At 51.6% G+C, this 12,275-nt stretch carries 10 protein-coding genes; 5 read left to right on the top strand and 5 right to left on the bottom strand.

Annotated elements, in window-relative coordinates; translation table 11 throughout:
- Window positions 1-38: 38 nt before the first annotated feature.
- From H583_RS0104490 to H583_RS0104505, 4 genes are all read right to left on the bottom strand, one after another.
- Complete coding sequence (locus tag H583_RS0104490) at window positions 39-899, bottom strand: sugar phosphate isomerase/epimerase family protein (protein ID WP_028559426.1); 861 nt, start codon at window positions 897-899, stop codon at window positions 39-41.
- A 33-nt stretch (window positions 900-932) separates the two neighbouring features.
- Window positions 933-2,006 carry a Gfo/Idh/MocA family protein gene (locus H583_RS0104495; protein WP_028559427.1) on the bottom strand — a complete coding sequence of 358 codons (1,074 nt, stop codon included), beginning with the start codon at window positions 2,004-2,006 and terminating at the stop codon, window positions 933-935.
- 18 nt (window positions 2,007-2,024) lie between these two features.
- On the bottom strand, window positions 2,025-3,188 hold the full coding sequence (locus H583_RS0104500; protein WP_028559428.1) for a Gfo/Idh/MocA family protein: 1,164 nt from the start codon (window positions 3,186-3,188) through the stop codon (window positions 2,025-2,027).
- 261 nt (window positions 3,189-3,449) lie between these two features.
- Entirely contained in the window at window positions 3,450-3,782 is a 333-nt protein-coding gene (locus H583_RS0104505; RefSeq protein ID WP_028559429.1) for a LytTR family transcriptional regulator DNA-binding domain-containing protein, read from the bottom strand.
- Between the two features lie 181 nt (window positions 3,783-3,963).
- Between H583_RS0104505 and H583_RS0104510 the strand changes: the two genes are divergently transcribed.
- A complete protein-coding gene (locus H583_RS0104510) occupies window positions 3,964-5,388 on the top strand; it encodes a S16 family serine protease (protein ID WP_028559430.1) in 1,425 nt (474 codons plus the stop codon).
- Between the two features lie 186 nt (window positions 5,389-5,574).
- On the top strand, window positions 5,575-7,446 hold the full coding sequence (locus H583_RS0104515; RefSeq protein WP_425414497.1) for an LTA synthase family protein: 1,872 nt from the start codon (window positions 5,575-5,577) through the stop codon (window positions 7,444-7,446).
- A 138-nt stretch (window positions 7,447-7,584) separates the two neighbouring features.
- On the opposite strand, the gene H583_RS31890 is transcribed toward H583_RS0104515, so the two are convergent.
- Window positions 7,585-9,045: a VanW family protein gene (locus tag H583_RS31890; RefSeq protein WP_036708466.1), complete on the bottom strand. Its 1,461-nt coding sequence runs from the start codon at window positions 9,043-9,045 to the stop codon at window positions 7,585-7,587.
- Window positions 9,046-9,401: 356 nt separating this feature from the next.
- Between H583_RS31890 and ftsE the strand changes: the two genes are divergently transcribed.
- From ftsE to H583_RS0104540, 3 genes are read left to right on the top strand one after another with little or no spacing between them, the layout of a single operon-like run.
- On the top strand, window positions 9,402-10,088 hold the full coding sequence (gene ftsE, locus H583_RS0104530) for a cell division ATP-binding protein FtsE (protein WP_028559432.1): 687 nt from the start codon (window positions 9,402-9,404) through the stop codon (window positions 10,086-10,088).
- Complete coding sequence (gene ftsX, locus H583_RS0104535) at window positions 10,078-10,995, top strand: permease-like cell division protein FtsX (protein WP_028559433.1); 918 nt, start codon at window positions 10,078-10,080, stop codon at window positions 10,993-10,995. The genes ftsE and ftsX overlap by 11 nt, the downstream gene beginning before the upstream one ends.
- An 11-nt stretch (window positions 10,996-11,006) precedes the next feature.
- Window positions 11,007-12,188: a murein hydrolase activator EnvC family protein gene (locus tag H583_RS0104540; protein ID WP_028559434.1), complete on the top strand. Its 1,182-nt coding sequence runs from the start codon at window positions 11,007-11,009 to the stop codon at window positions 12,186-12,188.
- Window positions 12,189-12,275: the final 87 nt, after the last annotated feature.

Raw genomic sequence — 12,275 nt, forward strand, 5'->3', positions numbered from 1 at the left:
CACCAGTTGCCTCGTGATTAGTTCTCACTGAAAGGAGATCAGCCTTCTTGCAGCAGCCTTTTCATATATTGCACATAATTATTCAGCATCGGGATGGAAGCGAATTGTCCGCTGAAATCCTCCAGACCCAGATACCCTTCGTAATGAACTGCACGCAAGTCCTCAACGATTTGTCTAAGCGGGACGATCCCGTCGATTAATCCGACCCATTTGCTTCCCCAAATACTTTCACCTGCTGAACCCGGCTCATCTTGCTTGAACCAGCCTGCGTTCTTGATATGGACATGGGCCAGATAAGGGCCGAGCAGTTCCATTCCCATCCGGTAATTCTCGAAGCCTTCGTGCACCATATTGCCTGGATCGTATAGAACGCCGATCCAATCCGGGTCCAGCCCTTCAACCAGCCGGTAAGCGGCAGAGGCGCTTGGGGAGATGGTCACGTGGTGGGTCTCGATAACGCCCTTGACTCCATATTGCTTGCAGAGCGACTCAGCTGCCTTCAAATATTCCCGTTCCTTCTGGAACAGGCTGTTAAAGCTCTCCGTCCGGTTGTAGCCGGGCACACCGAGACGAATGATGGATGCGCCGAGATAGCTTGCAGCCTGCAGCACCTTCTCTGTGGCCTCCAGATCGCCAGCCGTCAGGTAAGGGGTCACGCTGACATTCTCAAGCCCAGACGCTGCGGAAGCCTGCTTGAAGCGTGCCCAGCCGCTCTCATCCTCAAATGGGGAGAGCGAGCAGAGGTTGTTCCGCCAGAAGGAGGGAGATTCGTCCTTAGCTTCCTCGGGAATTTCCTTGAAGCGCCACTCAATGCCGTCCAACCCGGCTTCCTTGGCGGCAGCAGCAAGCTGCTCCGGGGTCAAATCCGGAGTTGCCACAGTAAATACAGATAGCTTCATGATTGTCCTCCTGTTCTGTTTTGCTTGGAAACGTTATTCCACACGAACCGCTTGCTGCTGGGCAAGCAGACACAGCTCTGCGGCCTTGAATATATGAGCCTGGGTCATGGCGCGTTCCGTTCTCTCCAGGCAGTCCAGAACCAGCTCCCCGAAGAAAGGGTAGCCGACCTTGCCTTCCAGCTCGATATGCTGTTCGCCGTCCGCGTTAACAAGATACAGATGATTGCCCTGCTTGCTGCGCGCAATATCCACATACTTGCGCAATTCAATATATCCATTCGTGCCCAGCAGCAGCGTACGTCCATCTCCCCAGGTGGATAGCCCGGACGGAGTCAGCCAGTCGACACGAAAATATTGGGTAGCACCGTTGCCGCCGACCAGCGTCGCATCGCCGAAATCCTCCAGCTCCGGGTATTTCTTGTTGTGGTAGTTGGCGACTTTGCTGCTCACTACGCGGGCGTCTGTATTGCCGGTGTAATAGAGGAACTGCTCAATCTGGTGACTCCCGATATCGCACAGGATACCCCCGTATTTCTCATGCCGGAAGAACCAGTCCGGCCTGGAGGGGGCATTGAGCCTGTGGGGACCAAGGCCGATTACTTGAACGACGCGGCCGATCGCACCCTCGGCGATGAGCTGTCCTGCAAATACAGCGCTCTCCACATGCAGCCGTTCGCTAAAATAAACGGTATATTTTCTTCCCGTCTCAGCGGCGGCGGCTTTCGCTTCTTCAAGCTGCTCCAGAGTCGTGAACGGTGTTTTGTCTGTGAAGTAGTCCTTGCCGTGGCGCATGACTTTGACGCCTAACGGTCCACGCTCGCAAGGGACCGCCGCGGCCGCGACAAGGCGGATGTCCGGGTCCTGCAAAATCTCCTGCTCGGACGAGACGGCCGTAACCCCCGGATACTGGCGGCAAAATGCCGCCACCTTCTCCGGGTCCGGGTCGTATACGAACTTCAGCGTGGCTCCTGCTTCAATGAGGCCGTTGCACATCCCGTAGATGTGCCCATGTTCAAGGGCCATGGCCGCAAAGGTGAACTGTCCCGGCTCTACAACCGGGCGTGGCTTGCCCTTGGGGGCGTAATTCATCCCATCCTGCTTGCTCATTTCGAAGCTTCCTCCTTGCTAGTGTGTGCCTTTGACATTAAGTGTCTGGTATTCGTCTGTCTGCTTATTGGATTTGGAAGCGCGAATCTGCTCTTGCAGTTTCTCATAGAACAAATCTTCATTGATCGGGAGATCGACCCAGTCATCGGTCCAGGTAGAGAGCAGCATGGCATTGGACAAGGTCAGTCCGCGGATGCCTTCCTCGCCCGGCGCGAGCAGAGGCGTGCCTTTCAATATGGCATTGGTCCAGTCCTTGGTAATCCCCTTATGCTCTTCACCGTGTCCGTCGATCGGAATCTCGCATTTCCAGCATTCCGGCTGGCCGAAGCCGCCCGCAAAGCTGCGGTTGAATTCCGTCTCGGACACTCTTGTCCGCCAAAAAGTCATTTTTCCGTCTTCAATTACAATTTTGCCGCGGTCCCCGGACAGCTCAAAGCGGTTCGTGCCTGGAGCTTCAAAGGTGGAGGTAACGAACAGGCCGGAGGCACCGTTCTCATATTCCACATAAGCGGTCACATCATTCTCAACCTCGATATCCCGGTGCTTGCCGAAGGAGCAGAATGCCCGCACCCGCTTCGGCATCATGCCGGTCGTCCACTGCCACAGATCCAGTTGGTGAGGGTCCTGATTGATCAGCACACCGCCGCCTTCTCCTGCCCAGGTAGCGCGCCAGCCGCCGGAATTGTAATAGCTTTGGGTTCGGTACCAGTTCGTAATAATCCAGTTCGTGCGGCGGATTTCCCCGAGCTCGCCGGAGCTGATCAGGTCTTTGAGCTTCCGGTACAACGGATTGGTGCGCTGGTTGTACATAATTCCGAATACTTTGCCGCTGGCTGCGGCAGCTTCATTCATCAGTCTCACTTGCTTTGTATAGACACCGGCCGGCTTTTCAATCAGTACATGAAGTCCTGCCTGGAACGCTTCGATTGCCTGCTCCGGATGATTATAATGAGGAGTGCAAATAATGACGCCGTCTACGAGCCCGGAGCGGAGCAATTCGCCATAATCAGCAAAACGGGCCACATCGCTGCCAAGTTCTTCTTCGGCCCACTGAAGTTGTTCCGGTCTGGGATCTGAAACCGCTGTCAAAACTGCGCCTGATACTTCGCCTTTGATCAAATAGCGGGCGTGTCCGCTACCCATATTGCCGAGCCCGATAATTCCGATTCTGAGCTTGCTCATCGTTTGTATGCACATCCTTTGTCATATGATGACCCCATTGTAGCATGCGGCGGGGGCCTTCACTTTACCGGCATTGTCTGAACAAGGGGCTTCATTTAACTGTGGTTGCCAAATGTTCGCGGCGGCTGGCCTGATAATATAAAAGAACCCTGGTCATCCGTATGTTTCATACGAATGACCAGGGTTCTCCCGGCTTCCAGGTTGTTTGGCTGCGGACACAGACGCGGCCCGCCATATGCGGCGAGCCATCCGTCTGTATTGCTACTGCTTGTGCTTGAGCAGTTCTCTGATCATGGCCTGTTTTCTTTTCGTGACCGGAATCGTCTTGCCGTCCCCAAGTTCAGAGCCGAAGTAGAGAAGATCATTCTCAATAGCGCTGATTTTTCCCAGATTCACATAGCAATCCGACTTCACTTGCACAAAGCAGGCTTTGGCAATCATAGATTTGAGCTGCTCCGCAGACATCCTCTTTTTAATATTGTAATTTCTGCCGTGGAAGCTGACCATGCCCAGTGAGCCGACTTTGAAAAAAAGAATGTCCGTCTCAACCTCAAAGTTTTCATACACGTTTTTGGTTTCCAACGCTACACTCATCCTTTTCAAGCTCCCCCCATTAGAGATTCGCGACTTTTATGTTAGCGCTTACAAATTATATCATACACCAGCTTGGCTTGAAAAGCTCTTTTTCGAAAATTAACATGCAGCCTGTTCGCATCCGGGTATTGTAAGATGGTATTATAATTGAATAGTGAAACAGTGGGAACGGGGGATAACGGTGGCAAGATGGCAGCGTTGGTATGGCTACGGAATGGCGGCAGCAATCCTGCTGTGCATAACGGGAGAATTGATCTGGATACCTGATGTATTCCATTGGGGAGGCATATACTGGCTTGATATGCTCAATTGGCTCGTCTTCTTGCTGCTCATTCCGCCGCTGTTATGGGCGGCAGGAGCTGCTGCGGGGCTGCGCTGGCAGCTTCAGCAGGAGAATGCGGCCGGAGGAGCAGAGCGTACACGCCGCAAATGGAGGAGAAGGACCGGCATCATCCGCAAAGGGGCGATTCTGATCCTTTCCACGGTTTGTATCCTGATCTTATTGTATATGGGCATCAGGCGGGAGCTGTCGGTCATGTTTCTGATTGTTTTGGCCGGGTTAATGATATTCGTATGGCTTGGAGCAGTCTGGGATGTTATGTGCTATGAAATTCGCACGCGGGGAGCAAAATTCCCGTGGCGCGGGCTGACGCTATTCACAGTATCAGCGGCGCTGCTATGCGGTTTGTTCTGGCCGACTGCAGCTCTTGTGACCTATCCGGGGTTAACCATTAATATGAACCGTTATGTGCATGTGGAGGGCGGCCAGCCGAAAGGGGAAATTATGGGTCTGCTCGTCTTTGACCGTCCGGCGTTTCCCGCCGATTACCTGTATGCGAAGCTGTTTCCGGGCTACCAATTCCGTCCGCTGGAGTCGCTAGGGATGTCGATAGGTGAATATGAGAGCCTCGTAAGGGACCTGAAGACAGAGGCTGATCAACTCGGCAGCGCCATCGCATTCCATGAAGCAGGTATAGGGAAAGGGATTGTGAAGAACGGGGCCAAGGTATTACTGGTCGACACTTCCGGTCCTGCTTCCGGCAAGCTCCATCCAGGGGATGTCATCATAAGTGTGAACGATTCTCCGGTAACCTCGATGGACGGGCTGAAAGAACAGATGGCAAAGGTAGTACCAGGGGAGGCTGTCAGGATCGTGATTTTGCGGGAGGAAGAGAAATTGCCGCTGCAGCTCTATACGATTCGGGATGCGGATGATCCGCAAAAGGCAATCATGGGCATTCAGGCCATGGATAATCTTCATCTGGATCTGCCGCTGCAGGTCACCTTCAATGCTTATTTTGCCCATGAGGGCGGGCCGTCGCACGGGGCTGCGCTTGCGCTGACGCTGATCGATCAGCTGACACCCGGAGGAATCACCAACGGGCATCGCGTAGCTGTGACGGGGACAATTGAGGCTGACGGCGCCATTGGGCGCATCGGAGGCATTCAACAGAAGGCGTTCACCGCGGAGCGGGCTGGAGCGGATGTTTTCTTCGTTCCGGCCGGACAAGAGAATGATGCCCGCAAGGGGGCGCAGAAGCTCGAAATTGTCCCTGTGCGGACACTCGATGAAATAATCAGTTGGCTGCGTAAACGGACCGTATAAAGTGAAACAGGATGTAAAAGCTGCGGCAATGCGGTTATTCCGTCTGTTAGTTAAAATGGAGGCGTTTCCCCGGCTTTGACTTTCAAATGTCCGGGCAGCATAATTAATTTTATTTGAAACTTCGGATAACAGGCAGACGAATGAAGCGAATTCGTCTGTTTCGCTGTGAAAGGGAGGAAGCTGATGATGTCGCTGTCGAAGGCATTTCAGGGTTTACGGACGAAGCCGTTTGGATTTTTCACTGTATTGCTGCTTTTGAAGAGCTATCTGGCTTATGTGTCCATTTTCGGAACTGAATTATCTCTGGCGCCTTTATTGACGGAGATTCCATTCATCTGGCTGATCTTTTGCCTGATTGAGTGGTTTGCTTCCAAAAGAAAGCTGTTCTATTACTTTCTGACTAATCTTCTGGTGACAGTGATCTTTTTTGCAGCGATTATGTATTATCAATATTACGGGGTTATTGTAGACTATCATGCCCTGGAGCAGGTCAATCAGGTGACAGCTGTCAAGAACAGCGTATTTTCTTTGATTAAACCTTACTATTTGCTCATTTTTACTGATATTGTGGTTTTGGCCTTTTTCTATTTGAGAGGGAGAAAGAAACTGGAATGGAAGCTGCCTTCCTCGGGAAAAGAACGCAGAAGGTATGTGACCGCGCTGTTCGTTGTTTCGCTCGTAATGTGCTTTGTAAATATATTTCCTAACCGCGCCAGCATGAACGAGCTGAAAAAGGCGGAGGAGATGGGCATTCTCAACTACGAGGCATATACGATCTTCTCTAAAAAGGATCAGGAATGGACGCCGGCTGCGGATATTACCCAGGCTAAAATTGACGGCATCAAGCAGACCAGGCCGCTGCAGGAGCCCAAGCTTCAAGGCGCTGCCAAAGGGAAAAATCTGATTATCATCCAGATGGAATCTTTCCAGAACTTCCTGGTCGGCCTCAAGCTTGACGGACAGGAAGTTACACCGAATCTCAACCGCCTGGTGAAGGATAATTTTTACTTTTCCAATTTCTATCAGCAGGTGGGGCAGGGCAATACGTCTGATGCCGAGTTCGTCGTGAATACCTCCTTGTACATTCCGCAGCGCGGTGCAGCTACCGGCGTCTATGCCGGAAAGGAGCTGCCAAGTCTGCCGAAGCTGATGAAATCGCAAGGATATAATACGGCAACCTTCCATACGAATGTTGTGGAATTCTGGAACCGCGGGGAGCTGTACAAGGCGCTCGGCTTCGACAATTATTATGATGCGAAATATTTTGGCGAAGAGGACACGGTCTTCTTCGGCGCCTCAGATGAAGTGTTGTACAGCAAGACGCTGGATAAGCTCAAGGAAATGGATCATCAGCCGGAACCGTTCTATGCCCACATCATTTCAATGACGGCCCACCATCCGTATACCATTCCTGCTGAAAAGTATAAGATGACGCTCCCTGAGCGTTATGAAGGGACTTTCGTCGGTGACTATATTCGTGCCCAGAACTATGCGGACTACGCACTTGGAGAGTTCATCGGCAGCTTGAAGGAGAGCGGGGTATGGGATAACAGCATGATCGTTATCTATGGAGACCATCTTGGCCTCCCGATCTACTCACTGGAGCGCAAGGACAAGGAATTGATGGCGGAAATTTACGGACACGAATACAGCTATACGGATATGATTAACATTCCGCTGGCGGTTATCGGCCCCGGATTTACGCATCCGGAAGTGTTCGGGCAAATTGGCGGCCAGGTGGATGTGCTGCCTACAGTAGCCAACCTGCTCGGCATTTCGCTGGATGAGCAAATCCACTTTGGCCAGGATATTATTAATCAGCCCTATAACTTGCTGCCGCAGCGCTATTATTTGCCTTCCGGGTCCTTCGTCAGCGAAAAATCGCTGTTCATGCCGGGAAGCGGCTATGAGGATGGAACAGAGTATCCGCTCGCAGGCGATGGAGGACTTCATAGCGGCGAGGCGACAGAAGATGAGTATGAAAAAGCGCTGGAACTGCTTCACCTTTCCAACAGTTATGCCGCTCAGCTTCCTGACCGTGCCAAGGAGCCGCAATAACTGCGAAGGGGCATATGGATTCAGATATATGAAAATAAAGGCGTCCGCAAGCGCCGTCTCTGTCCAGAGGCGGATGCATGCGGATGCCTTATTTGTATGCTATGAGGCCAATGAAGCCCGGGATGCGAATTGATGCAATTACTGTTTCTCAGGCAACAACAGTCCATCCTCTACGATCGGGTTGGCTCCCTGGTCAGGCAGAAGGCCGTCCGGGGAGGTGAACGGGTCCTCATCCGGTTTTACATCTGTCTTGCGGGAAACCCCTACAATCGTTGGCAGAGCGGGATAAGTATCTGTGGAGATCAATTCCCGCTCCGTTTTCTTATCATGCTCCATCCGGGTGCGGTACACCTCGACTATATAGCCGACAGTACCCTGCTTCAGTACAACACGTCCGCCGCGTCCGGCTGAGCTGCTCACAATCTCCCTGACAGGGGGCTGAATGGTCTTGACCAGCTTTGTCTCTATGATGTAACGGGTTGCTTTTGGCATGGTGCCGAACAGCTTGACTGTGAGCGTCCGGTTGCTCACTTCTGTACGAATGACCATGTGATGTTCAGTTGAATTGCGGAAGCGAAAATTGAGATAGCCTTCGGCAAAAGTCGCATCCCGCCCCATAGGCAGGTAAGGAACGGCCTTGGAGTGGTTGCGGCGTTCGACGATGTCCAGCCCGGCGAGCAAGGCTGCGTTATACAAGGTGCTGGATACCTGGCAGATACCGCCGCCGATGCCCGGCACCACACGCCCGTTCACAATGACCGGCGCTTCCCTAAAGCCGTAGTGCTCCTGTGCAGCGGAAATGACCTTGCTGTAGTCGAATATTTCCCCGGGAGCGAGCTCCCAGTCGTTTAATATTTTTGCGGTAGAGGTCACATTATAAGCCCGGCCTTCCGAGCTGCGGGCGAAATCGGTACTGAAGCTGGAGATTTTCCGCTCGACCCCTTGCTGTTTCAAGCGGTCTAAAGTGACAGGGGGATGCACGGCGGCCACCTGAAGCACGAACTGCCGGTGGTCAGCTTGTCCTTCTATCGCCTGACTCGCCCATTTGCTGAGCTGGGAGAACAGCTTGTTCAGTTCCAGACGATGCCCGTCCTGATGCGGTTCATAGACAATCTGGTCCCATGCGGTAAAGGAGCGTCTGGCATTGACAGGCTCGTTGTACTCCAGCCAGCCCCATTGCGAGCGAATGGTCTTTTCGAGCATCTTTGAATCTTCTGACAGCTGAACCGGGATTTGACGGGGAAAGCGGTAGCGGTAGGACATTTTTTCAGCCAGACTGCCTTCGTTCAGCTCCAGAATTTTGTCCCGGGTTTCATCCCGCCTGACCGTAAAGCCCAACTCGCGGAGTGTCCATTGACGGCTGTTCTCCGCAGTGTCGTTCAGGGAAATCCGCACCTGCATTTGCTCAAAATCATCCCAGGCCTCATCCAGCTTATCCAGCGCTTGCTTCGTCCCGAGTCCTCCAATCTGCACGTCCCCGGCTGTTGTACCGTCGGGCACGCTGTCTTGGGAGGCATAGAGGTAGAGCAGTCCCCAGCCTGTTGTTGCCAATAAGATTACAATGCCTACAATGATGAAGGCGACATGGAGCCTCTTCAATAGGATTCCCCTCCTTGTTAAGAGCGTGTAATAAGCGTTAAAGTATTCGCCAAAGCATGCTGAAAAGGCAAGGCCTGTCTGCTTAAGCGATGAGCCGTTCATCTTCTCCGTTATCAAAAGGGAGGGCTGGCACTGCCGCTGCCGGATAAAAGCAGTTGCCAGTCGTTAAGCCTGCCAAGCGATATCATTCTATAGATATGCGGTGGTCCCGGTTTTTTTGCTAACAAAAAACGAATATTGCGGGTCCGGATCAAAAATTAAAATTATTAGAATATTGTCGAATAAGAAATTTTTGAGAGGAATTGAGTGTTTCCTGTCGAAGAAGATAAAGCTGACAATCTACAGGATGTGATAATGTGATCGAAATGCAAGATATTTGGAAGACGTATGCCAATGGCACGCACGCACTGCGCGGCGTCTCTGTACTCATAGAAAAAAATGAATTTGTATATTTGGTCGGTCCCTCAGGGGCCGGTAAATCGACGTTTATGAAGCTGATCTATAGAGAAGAGGTCCCTAGCAAAGGCCAAATCTCCGTGAACGGCTTTAATATTGGCAAGCTGAAGCCCCGCAAAATCCCATTTGTACGACGAAATATCGGCGTTATCTTTCAGGATTTCCGTTTGCTGCCGAAGCTGACGGCTTATGAGAATGTCGCTTTTGCCATGGAAGTTATCGAGACGCCCCGGCGTCTGATTAGGAAGCGGACGATGGAGGTACTGGAACTCGTCGGACTCAAAGGCAAGCATGCCAGCCTGCCTGCGCAGCTCTCCGGCGGTGAGCAGCAACGCGTCGGCATCGCAAGGGCAATTGTCAACAATCCGGCGGTTATTATTGCGGATGAGCCTACGGGCAACCTGGACCCTGAGACATCATGGGACATCATGAACTTGCTTGAAGAAATTAACTTCCGGGGAACGACGATCGTCATGGCGACACATAACCGGGATATCGTGAACAAGCTGCGCAAGCGGGTTATTGCGATTGAGGACGGTATTATAGCCCGTGACGAAGCCAGAGGGGAGTATGGTTATGAGATTTAGCACAATCCTCCGGCACTTTAGAGAAGGGGCGAAGAATATTATCCGCAACGGGTGGATGTCCTTTGCTTCGATTAGTTCCATTGTCATTTCTTTATTTATTTTGGGTGTGTTTTTATTGCTCGCCCTCAACGTTAATAATCTCGCCAACCAGATCGAGAGCCAGGTGCAGGTCAAGGTTTACCTGCAACTCGGAGTCGAGCAAAGCAAAATTGAAGAGCTGCATAATGCTATTGCCAATATGCCGGAAGTGCGTTCCGTTCAATTTATCTCCAAGGCGGACGGGCTGGAACTGCTGAGAGTAAGTCTTGGCGAAGACGGCAAAGAACTGCTGGAAGGCTTCGATGAGACGACGAATCCGCTGCCGGATTCCTTTACCGTCGAAGTAATCGAACCGCAGACAATCTCGTTTGTGGCAAACAAAATCAAAGCGATTAACGAGGCGGACGCAACCGTTCCGATTACGAATGTCAAATACGGACAAGGCACCGTAGAGACACTGTTCAAGTTCACGACAGCAGTGCGCAATATCGGTCTGATTATTGTGGCTGGTCTGGCATTGACGGCAATGTTCCTTATTTCCAATACAATCAAGGTTACGATTCTGGCACGCCGGCGTGAAATTGCCATTATGAAGCTGGTCGGAGCGACCAACCATTTTATCCGCTGGCCATTCTTCATTGAAGGAGCATTGATCGGTATTATCGGTTCGAGCATTACAGCTGCGATTTTGCTGGTACTCTATCAACAGCTGGTCCAAATGACACAGTTTGAGCTGGGGCTAATGATGATCAAGCTTGTGACGATACAGGATGCGGGTTGGATGATTTCCGGAATTTTATTTGCGATCGGTACATTAATCGGAATCTGGGGAAGCACAATTTCGGTTCGTAAGTATCTGAAAGTGTAGGTGAGATATTGGTGAAGAAGGCATTAACACTTCTTACGGTTCTTATAATGGCGGTTGTTCTGATTCAGCCATCCGGCGGACAGGCGGCCTCCTCTGAAGTGGATCGGATTAACCGGGAGCTGGATAAAGTCCGGAAGGATATGAAAGCTGCTGCCAATAGCAAATTGCAAGCCCAACAGGACTACAAGGCGGTTGAGCAAAAGAAGGAAGAGACGGCCCAGTCCATCACCAAAATTATGAGCCAGATTAACCAGACAACAGACAACATGCAGAATGTCCGTGACCGCTTGGAAGTGACAGAGGGCCAGCTGCTGGAAGCAGGAGAGAGCTTGCAGGAAGCGGAGAAGCGTATTGAAGCCAGAGACAAGCTACTCAAATCCCGAGTGCGGCTGCTCTATACGAGCGGCTCCGTTTCTTATCTGGATGTGCTGCTCAGTTCGACCAGCTTCATCGATTTTCTCGACCGTTTTGATTCAATTCAATCCATCCTGTCCCAGGACAAGACCATTCTTGAAGAGCACAAGAAGGATAAGGTGCTTATCGAGGTCAAAAAAGCTGAAGTCGAAACGAAACTTGCTGAGGTCAAAGATTTGTACGGCCGTCTGGAAGTCTACTATGCACAGCTTGTAGACAAGGAAAAGGAGAAGGAAAAAATGATTCTCTCTTATTCCGAGCAGATGGAAGAGCTGGAGGATATCTCGGCGGAGCAGGAAGAACTCATCATGAAGCTGGCCAAGAAGGCTGCGGATCTGGAGAAACAGCGGAACCGTGTGAAATCCCATTACAAATCGGGAGGAAAACTGCTGCGTCCGATTGGCGACGGATACCGGATCAGCTCCGGGTTCGGGCCGCGTACGCATCCGATTACCGGCAAGAAGGGCAAGATGCATACAGGCGTCGATTTTGCCGCTCCGCAGGGAACCGCAATTTATGCGGCTGAGTCTGGCGTTGTTCTGGTTGCCCAAGCTACCAGTGGGTATGGCAATACCGTCATTATCGACCATGGCAACGGGATGTGGACACTTTATGGGCATATCCGCAATGGGGGTATCAAGGTAGATGCGGGCCAAACTGTAAAACGAGGACAAAAAATCGCTGAGGTCGGAAGCACAGGCAACTCCACAGGTCCTCACCTTCACTTCGAAGTCAGGATGAACGAGAAGCCGCAAAATCCGATGAGCTATATTCGGTAACACATGAATTAAATTGGATCCCTGATTTGAATGATTATAGAATTTGCACCTCAAATTTCTTCCTGCACGATGACCAGACGGGCGTGA

The organism is Paenibacillus pinihumi DSM 23905 = JCM 16419, from assembly GCF_000422505.1.
Classification (GTDB): domain Bacteria; phylum Bacillota; class Bacilli; order Paenibacillales; family Paenibacillaceae; genus Paenibacillus_D; species Paenibacillus_D pinihumi.

Coding starts and splice junctions, on each gene's coding strand:
- H583_RS0104490 (WP_028559426.1), bottom strand. CDS start 899: ATGAAGCTATCTGTATTTACTGTGGCAACTCCGGATTTGACCCCGGAG.
- H583_RS0104495 (WP_028559427.1), bottom strand. CDS start 2,006: ATGAGCAAGCAGGATGGGATGAATTACGCCCCCAAGGGCAAGCCACGC.
- H583_RS0104500 (WP_028559428.1), bottom strand. CDS start 3,188: ATGAGCAAGCTCAGAATCGGAATTATCGGGCTCGGCAATATGGGTAGC.
- H583_RS0104505 (WP_028559429.1), bottom strand. CDS start 3,782: ATGAGTGTAGCGTTGGAAACCAAAAACGTGTATGAAAACTTTGAGGTT.
- H583_RS0104515 (WP_425414497.1), top strand. CDS start 5,575: ATGTCGCTGTCGAAGGCATTTCAGGGTTTACGGACGAAGCCGTTTGGA.
- ftsX (WP_028559433.1), top strand. CDS start 10,078: ATGAGATTTAGCACAATCCTCCGGCACTTTAGAGAAGGGGCGAAGAAT.